Annotated in this window: 17 protein-coding genes; 8 read left to right on the top strand and 9 right to left on the bottom strand. The window is 71.5% G+C overall.

Features of this window, described 5'->3' with window-relative positions; all coding sequences use genetic code 11:
• Positions 1-138: 138 nt before the first annotated feature.
• Together AB0J40_RS07725 and AB0J40_RS07720 are read left to right on the top strand one after the other, a co-directional pair.
• Positions 139-816, top strand: coding sequence for a response regulator transcription factor (locus AB0J40_RS07725; protein WP_364449035.1), 678 nt, complete (start codon positions 139-141; stop codon positions 814-816).
• On the top strand, positions 813-2162 hold the full coding sequence (locus AB0J40_RS07720; RefSeq protein WP_364449032.1) for a HAMP domain-containing sensor histidine kinase: 1350 nt from the start codon (positions 813-815) through the stop codon (positions 2160-2162). The genes AB0J40_RS07725 and AB0J40_RS07720 overlap by 4 nt, the downstream gene beginning before the upstream one ends.
• Positions 2163-2235: 73 nt before the next feature.
• Here AB0J40_RS07720 and AB0J40_RS07715 read toward each other — a convergent pair whose 3' ends face one another.
• Positions 2236-3222 (bottom strand): LacI family DNA-binding transcriptional regulator, encoded by a 987-nt coding sequence (locus AB0J40_RS07715; RefSeq protein WP_364449029.1) that lies wholly within the window; start codon positions 3220-3222, stop codon positions 2236-2238.
• Positions 3223-3343: 121 nt separating this feature from the next.
• Between AB0J40_RS07715 and AB0J40_RS07710 the strand changes: the two genes are divergently transcribed.
• Complete coding sequence (locus AB0J40_RS07710; protein ID WP_364449027.1) at positions 3344-4273, top strand: dihydrodipicolinate synthase family protein; 930 nt, start codon at positions 3344-3346, stop codon at positions 4271-4273.
• A gap of 100 nt (positions 4274-4373) precedes the next feature.
• Positions 4374-5753: an MFS transporter gene (locus tag AB0J40_RS07705; protein WP_364449024.1), complete on the top strand. Its 1380-nt coding sequence runs from the start codon at positions 4374-4376 to the stop codon at positions 5751-5753.
• Between the two features lie 166 nt (positions 5754-5919).
• Here the strand turns inward: AB0J40_RS07705 and AB0J40_RS07700 are convergent, their stop codons facing one another.
• Complete coding sequence (locus AB0J40_RS07700) at positions 5920-6744, bottom strand: SGNH/GDSL hydrolase family protein (protein WP_364449022.1); 825 nt, start codon at positions 6742-6744, stop codon at positions 5920-5922.
• Between the two features lie 81 nt (positions 6745-6825).
• On the opposite strand from AB0J40_RS07700, the gene AB0J40_RS07695 reads away from it, so the two are divergent.
• Complete coding sequence (locus AB0J40_RS07695) at positions 6826-7419, top strand: PadR family transcriptional regulator (RefSeq protein ID WP_364449020.1); 594 nt, start codon at positions 6826-6828, stop codon at positions 7417-7419.
• 75 nt (positions 7420-7494) lie between these two features.
• Here the strand turns inward: AB0J40_RS07695 and AB0J40_RS07690 are convergent, their stop codons facing one another.
• The 5 genes from AB0J40_RS07690 to AB0J40_RS07670 form a co-directional block, all read right to left on the bottom strand.
• On the bottom strand, positions 7495-8274 hold the full coding sequence (locus AB0J40_RS07690) for a hypothetical protein (RefSeq protein WP_364449017.1): 780 nt from the start codon (positions 8272-8274) through the stop codon (positions 7495-7497).
• Positions 8275-8318: 44 nt separating this feature from the next.
• Positions 8319-8816 (bottom strand): hypothetical protein, encoded by a 498-nt coding sequence (locus tag AB0J40_RS07685; RefSeq protein WP_364449015.1) that lies wholly within the window; start codon positions 8814-8816, stop codon positions 8319-8321.
• Between the two features lie 142 nt (positions 8817-8958).
• Complete coding sequence (locus tag AB0J40_RS07680) at positions 8959-9732, bottom strand: cyclase family protein (protein ID WP_364449012.1); 774 nt, start codon at positions 9730-9732, stop codon at positions 8959-8961.
• Positions 9733-9746: 14 nt separating this feature from the next.
• On the bottom strand, positions 9747-10685 hold the full coding sequence (locus AB0J40_RS07675; protein ID WP_364449010.1) for a fumarylacetoacetate hydrolase family protein: 939 nt from the start codon (positions 10683-10685) through the stop codon (positions 9747-9749).
• Positions 10682-12127 (bottom strand): amidohydrolase family protein, encoded by a 1446-nt coding sequence (locus AB0J40_RS07670; protein WP_364449007.1) that lies wholly within the window; start codon positions 12125-12127, stop codon positions 10682-10684. The genes AB0J40_RS07675 and AB0J40_RS07670 overlap by 4 nt, the downstream gene beginning before the upstream one ends.
• A 129-nt stretch (positions 12128-12256) precedes the next feature.
• On the opposite strand from AB0J40_RS07670, the gene AB0J40_RS07665 reads away from it, so the two are divergent.
• Positions 12257-13141 (top strand): LysR family transcriptional regulator, encoded by an 885-nt coding sequence (locus AB0J40_RS07665; RefSeq protein ID WP_364449004.1) that lies wholly within the window; start codon positions 12257-12259, stop codon positions 13139-13141.
• A gap of 106 nt (positions 13142-13247) precedes the next feature.
• Here AB0J40_RS07665 and AB0J40_RS07660 read toward each other — a convergent pair whose 3' ends face one another.
• A complete protein-coding gene (locus AB0J40_RS07660) occupies positions 13248-14102 on the bottom strand; it encodes a LysR family transcriptional regulator (protein WP_364449001.1) in 855 nt (284 codons plus the stop codon).
• Between the two features lie 90 nt (positions 14103-14192).
• On the opposite strand from AB0J40_RS07660, the gene AB0J40_RS07655 reads away from it, so the two are divergent.
• Complete coding sequence (locus tag AB0J40_RS07655; protein WP_364448998.1) at positions 14193-15074, top strand: aldo/keto reductase family oxidoreductase; 882 nt, start codon at positions 14193-14195, stop codon at positions 15072-15074.
• 59 nt (positions 15075-15133) lie between these two features.
• Complete coding sequence (locus tag AB0J40_RS07650) at positions 15134-15769, top strand: hypothetical protein (protein ID WP_364448996.1); 636 nt, start codon at positions 15134-15136, stop codon at positions 15767-15769.
• A 57-nt stretch (positions 15770-15826) separates the two neighbouring features.
• Here the strand turns inward: AB0J40_RS07650 and AB0J40_RS07645 are convergent, their stop codons facing one another.
• Positions 15827-16501 (bottom strand): TetR/AcrR family transcriptional regulator, encoded by a 675-nt coding sequence (locus AB0J40_RS07645; RefSeq protein WP_364448995.1) that lies wholly within the window; start codon positions 16499-16501, stop codon positions 15827-15829.
• Position 16502 lies beyond the last annotated feature (1 nt).

The following is a 16502-nucleotide window of genomic DNA, read 5'->3' as shown; positions in this document are numbered from 1 at the left end:
TTACGTGGCTCTCACGGTGGGCTACCGGTCGTGAGAATGGCCTGGAATTAACCTGAGAGAATCATGAGAGGTGGATCTTTCACCGGGCCCGGTGAGATCAACAGCCGGCGCACAGAATCGCCGCGTAACCTCTGGCCGGTGCGACTGCTGGTGGTGGACGACGACCCTGACGTGCGGGAAAGCCTTGAGCGCAGCCTGGAGTTCGAGGGCTACGACGTAGGCACGGCGAACTGCGGGACGACGGCGCTGGCGGCCGTCGCCGGCGAGGCGAAGCCCGACCTGGTGATCCTCGACGTGATGATGCCCGAGATCGACGGCCTGGAGACCTGCCGCCGGATCCGGGCGGCAGGGGAGCGGCTGCCGGTGCTGATGCTCACCGCGCGCGACGCGCTCGGTGACCGCGTCACCGGCCTCGACTCCGGCGCCGACGACTACCTCGTCAAGCCCTTCGCGCTGGAGGAGCTGCTCGCCCGCGTCCGCGCGCTGCTCAAGCAGAACCGCCGCCGCCGGGGTGTCCCCGAGATCCGCCGCTTCGGTGACCTGACGCTCGACCCGAGCACCCGCGAGGTCACCCGCGCCGGGCGGCGCCTCGACCTCACCCCGACCGAGTTCGACCTGCTGACCGCGTTCCTCGACGCGCCGGACAAGGTGCTGACCAAGCACCAGCTGAGGCACGCCGTGTGGGGGCGGGAACCGAGCCGCACCAACAACCTCGACGTCTACGTCGGGTACCTGCGGCGCAAGACGGAAGCGGGCGGGGCGAGCCGCCTGCTGCACACCGTCCGCGGTGTCGGGTTCGTGTTGCGGGCACCGTGAGGCCGCGGATGCTGCGCGGCCGCGTCGCGCTGATCACCGCGGCCATCGTCGCGTTCGCGATCGCGTCGATCAGCACCGTCACCTACGTCTCCACCCAGCACAACCTGCGTGCGCAGCTGGACGAGACGCTGCTCGGCGGCTGGCCGCCACCCGGCGCGCAGGATCCCGCGGCGCCGAAACCCGACTGGGCCGACCTGTGCCGCGCGGTGAACCGGGGCCGTCCGTTGCAGCGGTTCCTCGAAGGCGTGCAGCTGCTCAAGTCCGACGGGACGACCTGCTCGCCCGCGGGCGTGGACTCGGTCACGCTGGTGGCATCGGACCGGACGACGCGCGCGGTGACGCTGCGAGACGGTTACACGCAGTCCGGCACGCCGGTGCGGGTCCTGGTGGGTCCGGTCGGCGACGGGAACGTGCTGGTCATCTCGCGCAGTCTGGCCGAGGTCGAGAGCACGCTCAACGGGCTGGCCAACGTCCTGATCATCGTGTCGCTCGTCGGGGCGGCACTCGCGGCCGCCGCCGGGCTGCTGCTGACCCGCCGGACCCTGGCACCGATGGCGCGGCTGACCGGGGCGGCCGAGGAGATCGCCCGGACCCAGGACCTCGATCTCCCGGTGGCGGTGTCCGGCCGGGACGAGGTGGGCAGGCTGGGGCGGGCGTTCGCGGCGATGACCGGCGCGCTCGCCGAGTCCCGGCGGCGTCAGCAGGCACTGGTGGCGGACGCGGCCCACGAGCTGCGCACCCCGTTGACCAGCCTCCGGACGAACATCGACCTGCTCGCCCGCAGCGAGCACACCGGCCGCCCGCTCGGGGACGGGCAGCGCGCCCGGACGCTGGACCGGCTGCAGGTGCAGGCGGAGGAGCTCGGCGACCTCGTCACCGAGCTGGTGGTGCTCGCCCGCGACGAGCGCGAACTGGAGCACGCCGACGTCGCGATGCCGGTCGTGGTCCGGCAGGCCGTCCGGCGGGCGTCGAGCCGTGCCCGGGACCACGAGTTCGAAGTCGAAAGCGCCGAGTGGCGGGTGCGAGGCGACGCGGCCGCGCTCGAGCGGATGGTGCTCAACCTGCTCGACAACGCGATCAAGTTCTCGCCGGCGGGGTCGGTGATCACGGTCCGCTCGGCACCCGGCCGGATCTCCGTCGCCGACCAGGGCCCCGGCATCTCACCGGAGCACCGCGAGGCCGCGTTCGAGCGGTTCTGGCGGGCTCCCGAGGCTCGGTCGCTGCCGGGTTCGGGACTCGGCCTGGCGATCGTCGCGGACATCGCGGCCGCACACGGCGGGCGTGCGCGATTCGACGATCCGGGGGATGGGAGGGGTGCGCTGGTCGTGGTCGAGCTGCCGGGGTGAAGCCGGTTTCGTGCGGCTTCCAGCGAACCACCGCCGGCCTGAGCCGTGGCCGGCGGCGGTCGAGGACACCGCTTCAGGGGCGAGCCGGGACCGGGCCGGTGGAAGCACGCGGGATGAGCGTGGGTGGCATCACCACGGTGCGGGCGGCCAGGTCGTTGCTCGCCTCGTGGAGCAGATCCAAGGCGGTCATGGCGATCTGGGCGAAGGGCACGCGCACGGTGGTGAGCGGAACGGGCAGGCTGGTCACGACCGGGATGTCGTTGTAGCCGACCAGGGACAGGTCCTCGGGGATGCGGAGGCCCAGGGCGTGGGCGGCGGCCATTACGCCGATGGCCGTGTTGTCGTTGACGGCGAAGATCGCGGTGGGGCGGTCGGTGCGGTCGAGCAGGAGCCGGCCGGCGGCTTCGCCGGACTTCATCGAGAAGGAGTCACCGGCGATCAGGGACCCGTCCACGGTTATCGCCGCTTCGGTGAGCGCGTCGCGATAACCGTCGAGCCGGCCGCGGGCGCTGGAAGCGTAGTCCGGGCCGCCGACCAGGCCGATCCTGCGGTGGCCGAAGTCGATGAGGTGCCGAACGGCCAGCCGGGCGCCGAGCCGGTCGTCGCCGATCGCGGCCGGGCCGATGCCGTCGGTGCGCAGCGCGAGTGCGTGCGGGACGCCCTGCGCGGTCGGCACGCCGAGTCTCGCGGTGGTGAGGATGAGGCCGTCGACGCGGCGGCGGACGAGCGTCTGGACGGCGAACTGCTCGGTCGCGGGGTCGTCTTCGGTCGTGGCCACGACGGCGAAGAGACCGCGACCGGCTGAGGCTGCGGCGATCTGCTCATAGAGCATCGCCATGACGGTGTCGGTGAGCCGGGGGACGATCACCCCGACCGTGCTGGTGCCGGCGCGGCGCATGCCGGAGGCGAGCGGGTCGCGGACGTAGCCGAGTTCGGCGGCGACCTGGCGGACGCGCTGGGCGGTCTCGCTGTTGGACCGGGGGAGCCGTTCGTCGAGCACGCGGGACACGGTGGACTTGCTGACGCCCGCCGCCCGTGCGACGTCGAGGATGGTCACCACAGGTGCAGGCTACTGGTCGCAGGGTCATTTTCCGGGGAGGGGTTGACGGCGGAGGCCATGAGGCGCATCGTATGGGAACGTTCCCGCGAACGTTCCCATACCACTCGTGAAGGGCTTGCGAATGTCACCCGAACACACCCTCGACCTGCGCGGGCTGGTGCCCGCGCCCGTCACGCCGTTCACCGTCGACGGTGCGGTCGACCACGCGGCTCTCGCCTCCTACGGCAAGTGGCTGGCCGGGTTCGAGGGGGTGAAGGGCCTGGTCTGCCTCGGCCACGCCGGCGAGGGCACCTTCCTGACCCAGGACGAGCAGGTCGCCACCATCGCCACCCTGGTCGAGGCGGTCGCCGGCGCGGTCCCGGTCATTGCCGGCATCACCGGCGAGGGCACCGCCGTCGCCGCCGAGGAAGCGGTGCGCGCGGTGAACGCCGGCGCGTCCGCCGGCCTGGTCTACCCCTCCCACGGCTGGCTGCGGTTCGGCTTCCAGGCCGGCGCGCCGCAGGACCGCTACCGGGCGATCTTCGAGACCTCGGGACTGCCGCTGATCCTCTTCCAGTACCCGGACGTCACGAAGGCGAGCTACGACCTGGCGACCCAGCTGGAGATCGCGGCGCAGCCGGGCGTGTTCGCCACCAAGAACGGCGTGCGCAACATGCGTCGCTGGGACACCGAAATCCCCGTGTTGCGCGCCGAACACCCGGATCTGCAGATCCTGTCCTGCCACGACGAGTACCTGCTGCACACGATGTTCGACGTCGACGGCCTGCTGGTCGGCTACGGCGGCCTGGCGCCGGAGCCGCTGCTGGAACTGATCGCCGCGGGCAAGGCACGGGACTACCCGGCCGCCCGCGCGGTCCACGACCGGCTGCTGCCGGTGACCAAGGCCGTCTACCACCGCGGCTCGCACATGGAAGGCACCGTGGCGCTCAAGCTCGGCCTCAAGGCCCGCGGCGTCCTGCCGACCGCGACCGTGCGGTCCCCGCTGATCGACCTGTCCGCCGAGGCCGAAGAGGAAATCGTCCTCGCGCTCAAGGCCGCCGAACTCCTCTGAACGTCGATCGGGGCGGCAGCACCTCGCTGCCGCCCCGCGATCCGGTGACAATGCAGTCCCGAAGGACTCCGCGACGAGGCGGAGAGCGAGGAACGAACCCATGACCACCATTGCTGCAGGCGGAGGGGCGGCGACGACGACCGCGGCCCTGGTCGCCCGCCTCGAGCGGCTCCCGATCACCCGCCGGCTCCTGCTGATCCGCGTCATCATCGGCTCGGCGACCTTCTTCGACGCCTACACCGTGCTGGTCATCGCCTTCGCGATGCCCCAGCTGGTCACCGAATGGCACCTCGGCCCGGCCCAGGTCGGCGCCATCCTCTCCGCCGGCTACGTCGGCCAGCTCATCGGCGCGGTCACCTTCGGCTGGATCGCCGAGAAGTTCGGCCGGATGAACACGCTGCTGATCACCATCGTTCTGTTCGTCTCGATGGACATCGCCTGCCTGTTCGCCTGGAGCGGCACCTCGATCCTGATCTTCCGGTTCCTGCAGGGCATCGGCACCGGCGGGGAAGTGCCCGTGGCCAGTGCCTACATCAACGAGTTCATCGGCGCCCGCAAGCGCGGCCGGTTCTTCCTGCTCTACGAGGTCATCTTCCCGGTCGGGCTGATGTTCGCCGGGATCGCGGGCTACTTCCTCGTGCCCGTCTACGGCTGGCGTGCCCTGTTCGTCGTCGGGCTCGTCCCCGCCGTGCTGACCATCCCGCTGCGCCTGCTGATGCCGGAATCGCCGCGCTGGCTGGCCGCCAAGGGCCGCGTCGAGAAGGCCGACAAGGTCGTCTCGATGCTCGAAAACGAGGCCGTGAAGCAAGGGCACGTCCTGGCCGAGCCCGTCGTCCGGCCCGTCGACCCGAAGGTGAAGACCCGTTCGGACTGGCGCGAACTGTTCCAGGGCATTTACCGCAGGCGCACACTGATGATCTGGGTGCTGTGGGCGACCGTCTACCTGGTCAACAACGGGCTGGTCACCTGGTTGCCCACCCTCTACAAGCAACTCTTCCACCTGCCGCTGCAGACCAGCCTGGCCTACGGCTGGGTCACCTCCGGTGTGGGTGTGCTGGCCTCGGTGGCCTGTGCGCTGCTGATCGACCGGGTCGGCCGGAAACGCTGGTACTCCTGGGCTTTCCTGCTCGCGATCGTGCCGCTGGTCGCGCTCACCGTCTCCGGTGCCACCTCGGCGGTGCAAGTCCTGATCATGGCCACCCTCGCCTACGCGATCCTGCAGACGATCTCGTTCTCGCTCTACCTCTACTCGGCCGAGCTGTACCCGACGCGGCTGCGCGCGATCGGCACCGGCTTCGGCAGCGCCTGGCTGCGCGCCGGCTCCTCCGTCGGCCCGCTCCTGGTCGGTTGGATCGTCGCCGACCTCGGGATCCGCTACGTCTTCTCCGCCTTCGCGGCGGTTGCCCTCATCGGCGGGATCGTCACCATCCTGTTCGCCATCGAAACCAGGAACCAGGTGCTCGAAGAGCTTTCACCGTGATCGAGGGCAGGCTCGGCGGTGTGGAACGCGCGTTCCCCGCCTCCGGGTTCCAGGAGCCCAACGGCCCCGGAAGCCCCTGCGGCACGAACAATGCCTCGCCGGCCTCGAAGACCCGGCGGTCACCCTTCTGATCGGTCAGCGCGACGCGCCAGGGTGTGCCGAGCTGTCAGCGGCTCTCGGCTCTGCGGTCGTTGATGCGGTGGAGTCGAGGGTGTTTGGCCGTGCGCTGGTCCCCGGAAGACCGGCCGCGCAGGCGCCTGCCGAGCCACGGGCCGAGAAAAGTGGCTGCCCAACGCAGTTCAGCGGTGGCGCGCCAGTGCCTCGACGGTGGGATGGGCAACGGTGGTGCGGGGTCGTTCCAGGAAGCGTTGCTGCCGGGCAGCTGCAGGGCGTGCGCGACCGCGTCGGCGATCAGTTGGTGCCCCAGGGGGCTGCAGTGCAACCGATCCTCGCTCCAGAAGCGGCGGTCGGCGACGGAGGGGTGGCGAGCGATCTCCGCGACGGCGACTCCGTGCCGGGCGGCTGCGGCGCGGATCCGGTCGTTGAGGTCGAGGATGCGGGAGCGAACCGGCCGGGCGAGGGGGATGATCCTGGTGACATCGGGAAAGGTCAGGGTCGCCACGCGGGCTCCGGAGCCGGTGAGCGCGGCGAACATCGCTTCGAGGTCGTCGGCCACCGTGGCGGTCTCGACCCGGAGCCGGAGCAGGTCGTTGACTCCGGCGACAACGGTGGCCAGGTCGGGACGCAGGGCAAGGGCCGGCCCCAGCTGCCCGGACCGGACTTCGCCAGCGCGGCGGCCACGGACGGCGAGGTTGGCGTACTGGAGATCGGGGTTGTGGATGGTGAGGTGTTCGGCGAGCCGGTCGGCCCAGCCCCGAAGGCCGGCGATGTCGTCCCCGTCACCGACGCCTTCGGTTTGGCTGTCACCCAAGGCGACGTAGCGCAGGTACTTGCCGCTGCGAACGGGTTCCTGGGGCCTCGTCACCGGCATCCTCCTAGTCATAATGTTGACTAATCATAATCATGGCTACGATGGGTTTGCCCCCATGGTCGACGACGAGGAGACGCGGCGGTGAGTCTGCGGCATGCCGTGCTCGCGGCGTTGCTGTCCGGCGAGTACAGCGGCTACGAGCTGGCCAAGGCGTTCGACGTGGGCGTCGCCAACTTCTGGTACGCCCGGCCGCAACAGCTCTACCTGGAGCTGTCCAAGCTCGAGAACGACGGGTTGGTCAGCGGCCGAGAGGTGGTCCAGCGAAGCCGTCCCACCAAGCGGCTGTTCATGGTCACCGACGCCGGCCTCGCCGAACTGGCGGACTTCGCCGCCGCCGCGAGCAAGCCGTCGTTCATCCGCGACGACCTGCTGGTCAAGGTCCAAGCCGTCGACCACGTCGACGCGGCACCGGTGATCGCGCAACTGGAGCAACGAGCCGCGGCGGCCGCGGCCAAGGTGGAGATCCTCGGCAAGATCCTGCGGCGTTACCGCGGAGACCTCGACGAGGAGACCTACCTGCGTCACGGATCTCCGATCGGGCCGTACCTGACGTGCTTGCGCGGCCGCCGGTTCGAGCAGGAACACCACGACTGGGCTGTGCAGGCCGCCGCACTCCTGCGTGATCGCACGACCCGGAACGATCATCCGGCGCCTACCTCGGATCAATCGCGGTAGCGCTGCCGACCGGCATCCTTGTGGGCGAGCTTGGCGTCGTTCGCCGCCGAACCCGGCGAGCGCCTCGCCGTGACGCTACTTCGGCCGCGCCTGCCGTTTCCCCATCGGCTGCGAAGCCGCTCGCGTCACGACCGCGCGGCGGCGGTGCACGAACATCCCCGCCACCGTCGGCACCGCCAGTAGCAGCGTCACGAACACGATCACGCCGATCCCGCTCGACGGCGACAGCGCCGCGGCCCGGCCGTCGAGGTCCAGCAGCAGCACCCCCAGGCAAACGGCGACGAACTCGGCCGACACCACCAGCAGGACCGCGCGTCCCCACCGCTCGGGGTCGATCGGACGTCGTCCCGGCGCCGGCGACGGGACCCAGCCGGGCCCGCGGTTCCGCCGCCAGATCCGGCTCAGCTCCGCCACCTCGGTCCTGACCACGTGGCCGGTGGCCGATGTGAGGTACGGCAGCGCGTGGCACGTGCCGTCGGTCTCGAAGCAGAGCGCGTGGTCGTTGAGCGCGACGCTGCTCGTGCGTGCCATGCCGAACCCCGGCCGCCGGTAGCGGAACGGCGTCGGGTCGACGCGCAGCGCGCCGACCCGCGCCCACGGGACGAAGACCGTGGACCGGCCCCGGCTGATCGTCAGCCCGGCCGCCGACACCACCGTGTACCGCGACACCAGCCGCCACGCCGCCGCCCCGGTCACGGCGGCGACCACGACGGCCAAGAACTCCGCGAGGACGATGTCGAAGAGCCGCTCGGAGGTGAGCGCGAGGTAGACCGTCCAGGCGACCGCGGCGCCGCCGGCCAGCGTGGTCCACCCCAGCCAGGCCGGTGGGCAGCGGTAGCTTCTCGACTCCTCCATCGGCACGCCCCCTCGTGGCCCGGTGCAGATCTACCCTCGTCGCATTATCCGGACTTGGCCTGTGCCCGGAACAGTTCGTACCGTTCCCGGTCGGTCTCGATGTAGTCGAGGATGTCCGCCGCGTACTCGGCGTTGGTGGCGGACCCGTGCACCAGCTCGCGGTAGAACAGCCACAGGCCGGCCCGTGCGTGTTCCCGGGCACGCTCGGCCAGGTCCGGCCGGCCCGCCCGGACCTCGGAGTAGTGGGTGTCACCGAGGACGATTTCGGTCACCAGCCGCAGCGTCTCCGTGCGGGCCGCGGCCGGCGACTCCTCGATCAGCGCGGCGCAGAGCACCGACACCAGCGGTACCGCCGCCTCGTACAGGTTGCCCTGCACGACGACGTTGTTGCCGAGGTAGTCGTAGTGACGCTCGGCCTCCGCCTCGGTGGTGGCGGCGACCAGCGCCGCCACCTCCGCCGGCACCTCGGCGGCGGTGCCGTGGACGGTGGCGAGCGACCCCCAGTCGTGCCGGTTCAGCTCGACGGACACAGCGGACAGCACGGCGGCCTCCTTCTGAGCTACCACTCCGGCGGATTCTTCCCGAGTGCCCCACTCGTCCAGGGGTCGGGGCTCGTTGTTCGTCGACCACGCGCGGCGGTCAGTCACGTGGCGCTGTCGCATTGCCGGGTGCTTCCAGGGCGGCTCAGGAGTCGATGATGGCCACCGCCCGCGTCCAGCCCGCGGACGCGGCGTGCACCTTGACCGGGAAACAGGCGATCTGGAAGCCCTGGTCCGGAAGCCGCTCCAGCGCGTGCAGCTTCTCGAGGTGGCAGTAGCCGATCTCGCGGCCCGTCCGGTGGCCCTCCCAGATCACGGAGGGATCGCGCTCGGCGGCGTAGCGGGCGGCGGTGTGCACGAACGGCGCGTCCCAGCTCCACGCATCGGTTCCGGTGAGCCGGACCCCGCGCTCGAGCAGGTACCGGGTGGCCTCGCGGCCCATGCCGCAGCCCGAGGACACGTAGTCGTCCTCCCCGTAGCGTGCGCCCGCCGCGGTGTTCACGACGACGATCTCCAGCGGGGAGAGCTCGTGCCCGATGCGGTCGAGTTCGGCCCGCACGTCGGCGGCGGTGGCGACGTAGCCGTCGGGGAAGTGGCGGAAGTCGAGCTTCACGGCCGGCTGCAGGCACCAGTCGAGCGGCACCTCGTCGATCGTGATCGCGCAGCGGCCGCCGTCCATCGTGGCGGAGTAGTGGTAGGGCGCGTCCAGGTGCGTGCCGTTGTGGGTGGTCATGCGGACCTGTTCGTGGGCCCAGCCTTCGCCGTCGGGCAGATCGTCCACGGTGGCGCCGGGGAAGAACGCCAGCAGGTCCGCGGCGGTCCGGTCATGGGTGTGGTAGTCGATCTCCGGGGTGAGGCCCGGCGGGTCGGAGGCGATCCCGGCCCGCAGCGACACGGAGATGTCCACGAGTTGGCGCATCGGTTCCTCCTCCTTCAGAATCCCGTCGGCAGCGGGAGGACGCCGGTTCCCGCCACCACGGTCTGGCGGGTCTCGCCCAGCCCCTGCCCGCTCAGGGTCACGACGTCACCGGGCCGCAGCCAGCGGGGGAAGCTTTCGAGGTCCGGGGTGTCGACGTGCTCGAGCAGGCAGCCGCCGGGGAGGGTGCCGGAGCCCAGTACGTCCCCCGGTGACAACTCGACGCCGCGCGAGACGTAGGCGAGGAGCTCGCCGAAGCTCCAGTCCATCCGGTCGAGGCTGCCGTGGGTGAGCTGCGTGCCGTTGACCGCGGCGGAGAGCCCGATCGCGAGCCTGCCGTCTTTCCGGTGGTCCTCGAGCTCGTCGACGGTGACCAGCGCCGGGCCGAGGGTGAGCGCGCTGTCCTTGCTCTTGCCCATCCCGAGACCGAGGGCCAGGTCGGACAGCTGGTGGTCCCGTGCCGTCCAGTCGTTGAACAGGGTGTAGCCGACGATGTGCCTCTCGGCGGTGGCGGGGGAGAGATCGCTGCCACCGCGGCCGATGACGGCACCCACCTCGAGTTCGAGGTCGAACATGCGGCTGCCCGGGGCGATCGGCACGTCGTCGTGGGGCCCGACGACCGAGGCCGCGTTGGTGAAGTAGAACGCCGGGATCCGCGACCACACGGGGTGCAGTTGCTCGCCGCGCCCGAGGGCGCGGTAGCAGCCGCGCAGGTGGTCGAGGAAGCAGAGCCCGTCTCGCACCGAGGGCGGCCGGGGCAACGGCGCGAGCAACCGGACGTCGCCGAGGGGGCGGACCTCGTCGGGCGCGCGGCGGGCGGTGTCGCCCGCTTCGGCGAGGGCGTCCGATTCGAGGAGCGACAACAGCGTGACCCCGGCACGGAGGCCACGGACGGTTTCGCGGTCCAGAAGGCCGGTGCGCCGGCCGCTGCCCGCGTCGTAGGTCACCCACTTCACCGGTTCTTCACCGCCCGCACGGCTTGCTCGTGGAAGCCCCGTGCCATGGGTTCGACCGCGGCCCACGCGCCCGGCGGGGTACCGGGAAGCGCGCGGCCCGCGGCACGGATCCGGCCGAGAATGCGCTCGGCCGCGGAGTCGGCCTCGGCGGTGAGGGTGGTCAAGTCGGTCGCGGCCAGCACGCCGTCGCGCTTGACGATCCGGCCGTCGACGAGCACGGTCCGCACGTCGGCTGCCGTGGTCTGGAAGACGAGGGTGGCGTACGGATCGACCACCGGGTGCTGCTCGATCGCGGGGCCGCCGACGAGCAGCAGGTCGGCGCGTTTGCCGGGGGTCAGCGAGCCGATCCGGTCGCCGAGGCCGAGCGCGTCGGCGGCGTTGACCGTGCTCCACTCGAGCGCCTCGCGGGCCGGGATCCCCACGCTGTCGGGCATCGCCCCGGCGGCGTTGACCGGTCCCAGCACGTCCTCCCGCGCGCAGGCGAGGCCGAACCGCAGCTCGTGCCACAGGTCGCCGCTGTTGAGGGAGACCACGTCGACGGACAGCGTCGGGGCGATCCCGTGCCGCCGGCAGCGTTCGAAGACGGGACGGCCGAACCCCATGTTGAGCTCGGTCTCCACCGAAATGGACACCTTGCCCCCGCTGCGGGCGAGCGCGTCCCACTCGGCGTCGGTGAAGGCGGTGCAGTGCACGTGGACCATGTCCGGCCCGAGCAGCCCGAGCGCGTCCAGCTCCGCGATGCCGGTGCACAGGACGCTGCCGAAGACGCAGCCGGCGTGGTTGACGAGCAGTGCGCGCCGCTCGCGGGCGGCCGCCAGTTCGGCGACGGTGTGTTCCCAGGGCAAGCCGAACAGTTCCGACAGTGACACCCCGAGCGTGAGCAGGCCCCCGGACGCGAAGTACGTGTCCGCGATCCGGTGGAAGTCGGCGACGCGGGCCGCGTGGTCGCCGAACCGGCTCTGCTCGGGCGAGCTTTCGAAGAAGCCGTAGCAGAAGGCGGCCCGGATCCCGGCCTCCCGCAGGCCGTGGACGGCGGCGTCGGAGTGGTCGGGGGTGTTGTTGCAGTGGGAGAAGTCGAGGATCGTCGTCACGCCCGAGTTCAGCGCGTCGACGGCGCCGAACAGGTTGCCGAGGCGGACGTCGTCGGGTGTGTAGGCGGGGGAGACGCCGAGGCGGATCCCGAAGTAGTAGTCGGCGAGCGTCCAGTCGCCGCAGATACCGCGGACCAGGGACTGCCAGGTGTGCCGGTGCGTGTCGATCAACCCCGGCAGCACCAGGTGCCCGGTCGCGTCGAGGACCTCCGCGTCGGTCACCGGGAGGGAGGGGGCCACGGCGGCGATCACGCCGTCCTCGATCAGCACGTCCCCGGTGGGGAGGTCCCCGAGCGCGGGGTCCATCGTCAGGACGTGGCCGTTGCGGACCAGGGTGCGGTGCGGGCTCATCGGCTCTCTCCTCAGCGTCGTTGCCGGGAAGAGCATCACCTCCGCCGCCGCCCCCGATCATCAGCGGAAACGGTTGTGATCGGGAGGTTCGCCCGGGTTAGACTCCGCCCGCGCGGAAAGAGGTGGGACATGGACGTCCGGTCGTTGCGCTACGCCCTCACCCTGGCCGAGGAACTGCACTTCGGTCGTGCCGCGCGGGCCCACTTCATCGCCGCGCAGGCCTTCGGCCGCCGGATCCAGGAGCTGGAGCACGAGCTCGGCACGAGGCTGTTCGACCGCACCAGCCGCCGCGTGTCCCTCACCGAGGCGGGAGAGCGGTTCCTGCCGCGGGCCCGCCGGGCGCTGGCAGAGCTGGACGCGCTCATGGAGGTCGCGGAGGGCGACCGGGCCGAACCCGTCCTGCGGATCGGTGTGCTGGGTTACGGGCTCGCCGACCGCTGGCCGGTGACCCGCTCCGTCCTGGCCGGGTGCCGCCCCGACCTGGAGCTCACCTACGTCGAACTGGACTGGGCGAACCAGTACGACGCGGTGCGCGCGGGCGAGGTCGACGTGGCGATCGTGCACGACGTCGGCGGGCACGACGACCTCTTCGTCGAGACCGTCATGGAGACCGGGCGTTACGCCGTCGTCCCGGCGGACTCGGAGCTCGCCGAGGCCGGCCACCTCACCGGCACCGACGTGTGGGAACGGCCGTGGGTCGCGCCGATCGGACAGCCGGGGCTGGCGGAGTGGACCGCCGGCCCCGCGGCCCGCAACCGGGTGGAGGTGCGCTCGCCGACCCACATCCCGATCGCCGTGGCGACCACCGGATGCCTTGGGCTGCACGGAGAACCGGCCGCGCGCTTCTTCCCCCACCCCGGCGTCCGCTACCTGCCGCTGGCGGACGGTCCGCGCGCCACCGTCGCCGTCGCCTCGCGAAAGCGCGACCGCCGCGAGACCGTCGCGGCGTTCCGGAACGCCGTGCGTGCGAGCACCGCCGTCGAACGGCTGACCCGGGAGACGGCACCGTCCTGATCGGACGGACCAGTCCGGCCGCGGAACGGGATGCCGCGCGCTCGTGCGACGGTTCCCATCGCGACGGCTCCGGTGCCGAAGGTGCTCACCGTGCGCGGCGATGCCGTCACAGTCGTGAGGCGGTCCGGATCAGCTCGGCGAGGACGCGGGACCGGCTGTGCGCCGGCCAGACGATGTGGGTCGTGACCGGCGGAGCGTCGCTCAGGGGGACGGCCGCGTGCTCCTCCCACAGCCACGTGCGGGCGGACTCGGGGAAAACCGCCACGGTGCGGCCGAGGGCGATCAGCTGGGCGAGCTGGGTCTGGTCGTGGATTTCGGGTCCTGGGCCGGGCGCGTGGGTGTCCTTGCCGGCCCAGCGGGCGAGCGGGAGATCGGGCACGTCCGCGATGTCGTTCAGGGACAACGTCTTCCGCTCGGCCAAGGGGTGTCTGGCGGGCAGGATCGCCACCTGCGCCTCCGTCATCAGTGCGACGCTGTCGAACCCGGTCAGGGAGTTGTACGGCGTGTGCATGAGCGCCACGTCGGCGCGGCCGTCGCGCAGCATGTCCTCCTGCTCGCACGTTCCGCTCGGCAGGACCTCGATCTCGGCGGCGCCGGGCTCGGCCGCGTAGGCGTCGAGGAGTTTGTTCAGCAGTTCGTGGAACGCGCCCGCCTTCACCGCCAGCACCAGCCGGTCGCGGGAGCCGTCCTGGCGGCCGGCGCGGCGGGTGCGGCGGACCGCGGCGGCCGTCGCGTCGAGAGCCACTCGGCCCTCCTGCAGCAGGATTTCCCCGGCGCCGGTCAGCGAGACACCGCGGCGGTTGCGCTCCAGCAGTGTGACGCCGAGGCGCCGCTCGAGCTGCTGGATCGCGCGGGACAACGGGGGCTGGGCGATGCCGAGGCGCTCGGCGGCCCGGCCGAAGTGCAGTTCGTCGGCGACGGCGATGAAGTACCGCAGCTCGCGGATCTCCACAGTGTCCATGCCACAGCGTAGCTGTGATACCGACCGAGTATCACAGCGCACCGGATCGGTGTTGGCCGCTCGGCCGGGCAGCGCGTGAAGATCGACGGCATGAGCACTGATCGACCCGAAGTTTCCCTGCCCGGTGGCACCTGGTCCCTGGGCGAGCTGACCGTGACCCGGTTCGGCTACGGCGCCATGCAGCTGGCCGGCCCCGGGGTGATGGGGCCGCCCGCCGACCGCGAAGGCGCGCTCGCCGTCCTGCGCAAGGCCGTCGACCTCGGTATCACCCACATCGACACCTCCGGCGCCTACGGCCCTCGCGTCACCAACGAGCTGATCCGCGAGGCGCTGCACCCCTACCCCGAAGAGCTGCACATCGTGACCAAGGTCGGCGCGCGCCGCGACGGCCAGGGCGGGTGGCCCCCGGCGCGGCAGCCGGCCGAGCTGCGCCGGGCGGTGCACGAGGACCTGGAGACCCTCGGCGTCGAGCGGCTCGACCTGGTCAACCTCCGCCTCGGCAACGCGCAGGGACCACAGCCCGGCTCGCTGGCCGAGGCGTTCGAGACCCTGGTCGAGCTCCAGCGTGACGGCGTGATCCGGCATCTCGGCGTGTCCAACGCCACGGCGGAGCAGGTCGCCGAAGCGCGCGCGATCGCGCCGATCGTGTGCGTGCAGAACGCCTACAACCTCGCCTATCGGCACGACGACAAGCTGATCGACGCCCTCGCGAGCGACGGCATCGCCTACGTGCCGTTCTTCCCGCTCGGCGGGTTCAGCCCGCTGCAGTCCTCGACGCTGTCGGCCGTCGCCACGCGATCGGGCACGACGCCGATGTCGGTCGCCCTGGCCTGGCTGCTGCACCGGGCACCGAACATCCTGCTCATCCCGGGCACCTCGTCGGTCGCGCACCTGACCGAGAACGTCGCGGGCGCGGCAACTGCCCTGTCCGCCGACGATCTGGCCGAGCTGGACCGAATCGGCCGACCGTGACGCGCTATGTCGGAGTGAGGCGCGCCGGCCGCCCGGAAACGTAAGAGACTCCTAATCCCTTGATCGCCGGGCCGTCGGCCGCTCGGGGCTATCGTCGCCGGGTGCTCGGATCACGGTGGCTGCGCGGTCTGCTCTTCGCGCTGCCGGGACTTCTGCTCGCCGGTTTCGGCGCGGTGCATCCCGCGTACCTCGATGCCGCCACTGCGTCGTGGTGGGCCGAGCTGCACATCGTTCTGCTTCCGTTCTTTCCGTTGCCGGCTGTGGCGCAGTGGTTGTTGCTGGCCCCCGCGCCGCCGTGGCTCCGGTGGCCGGGGCGGGTGGCGGCCTTCGGTTTCGCGGCCTTCTACGGTGGGCTCGACGCCGTCGCGGGCATCGCCGCGGGCACCGTGGTGCACGCCCAGCACGGTGCGACGCCGGTCGTCGGTGCCGTGTTCGGTGTCGGTGATCTGCTCGGCTACGTCGGGTCGGCCTGCTTTCTCATCGCCAATGCCCTGATCGTCGCCGCGGTGATCTCGCGTGCGAAGTGGCGGGCGGTACCGGGTGCGGTGCTCCTGCTGGTCGCGAGCGTGTCCTTTCTCGACAGTCACATCTTCTGGCCGCGCGGCGTGTTCACGATGATCGGCGTCGCCATCGGCATGTCCTGGTTGGCACTCGCCGGCGAGCCGAAGTCCGCGACGCGCCCGGAGCGGCCGTAAGGATGCGGCGCCTGCTCACCAGAACTACCGGCTGCCCGCGGGGACCGACCTGGCCGGCTACCGGAGCGTGCGGCGCTGGCCGCTGGCCGGCTGTTTGCGCTCGGTCCCTTCGCGGGAGGCGACATCCGGTGCCCGCCGGCAGGCCGGACGGGGCTGGCCGCCGAGATGGCCGAGGGCGTCCTCGGCGACGCGTGCGACGAACGCGGCGTCGAGCGGCTCGCGGGAGAACCAGCGACGGTAGAACAGCGGGCCGGCGACGGCGGCGGTGACGTCGGCCGGCCCGCGATCCGCGGCGAGCTCGCCGCGGGCTCGCGCGCGTTCGGTCACCACACCGAACGGAGCCGTCAACCGGGCGTGCAGATCAGCATGGAGCCCGGCCAGCTCGGGATCGCGCTCGGCGGCGTCCACGATGGAGGGCAGGACCGCCGCCCAGCGGGCGCTCCGCAGCTGCTCGGCCAACGCCTCGGCCAAGGCGACGAGATCCCCGCCGAAGCTGCCCGTGTCGGGGACCGGGGGCGCCGACCCGATCGTCGAGCACGCTTCGATCAGCAGCGCGGCCCGTGACGGCCAGTGGCGGTAGATCGTGGTCTTGGAGACGCCCGAGCGTCGCGACACCTCGTCGATGCTGACACCGCCGATACCGCCCGCCGAGAGCAACTCGTACGTCTGGGCGAGCACCGCCGCCTTGGACCGCTGGACTCGAACGTCGACGAAGTCCCCGGATCGGGCCACG

The sequence above is a fragment of the Amycolatopsis sp. NPDC049691 genome (assembly GCF_040675005.1).
Taxonomy (GTDB): Bacteria; Actinomycetota; Actinomycetes; order Mycobacteriales; family Pseudonocardiaceae; genus Amycolatopsis.
This window is presented reverse-complemented; position numbering and strand designations above follow the sequence as displayed.

Excerpts from the sequence above, each read along its gene's own strand:
- AB0J40_RS07710 (WP_364449027.1), top strand. The coding sequence starts at position 3,344 with ATGTCACCCGAACACACCCTCGACCTGCGCGGGCTGGTGCCCGCGCCC.
- AB0J40_RS07665 (WP_364449004.1), top strand. The coding sequence starts at position 12,257 with ATGGACGTCCGGTCGTTGCGCTACGCCCTCACCCTGGCCGAGGAACTG.
- AB0J40_RS07655 (WP_364448998.1), top strand. The coding sequence starts at position 14,193 with ATGAGCACTGATCGACCCGAAGTTTCCCTGCCCGGTGGCACCTGGTCC.
- AB0J40_RS07705 (WP_364449024.1), top strand. The coding sequence starts at position 4,374 with ATGACCACCATTGCTGCAGGCGGAGGGGCGGCGACGACGACCGCGGCC.
- AB0J40_RS07680 (WP_364449012.1), bottom strand. The coding sequence starts at position 9,732 with ATGCGCCAACTCGTGGACATCTCCGTGTCGCTGCGGGCCGGGATCGCC.
- AB0J40_RS07660 (WP_364449001.1), bottom strand. The coding sequence starts at position 14,102 with ATGGACACTGTGGAGATCCGCGAGCTGCGGTACTTCATCGCCGTCGCC.
- AB0J40_RS07700 (WP_364449022.1), bottom strand. The coding sequence starts at position 6,744 with ATGCCGGTGACGAGGCCCCAGGAACCCGTTCGCAGCGGCAAGTACCTG.
- AB0J40_RS07690 (WP_364449017.1), bottom strand. The coding sequence starts at position 8,274 with ATGGAGGAGTCGAGAAGCTACCGCTGCCCACCGGCCTGGCTGGGGTGG.
- AB0J40_RS07670 (WP_364449007.1), bottom strand. The coding sequence starts at position 12,127 with ATGAGCCCGCACCGCACCCTGGTCCGCAACGGCCACGTCCTGACGATG.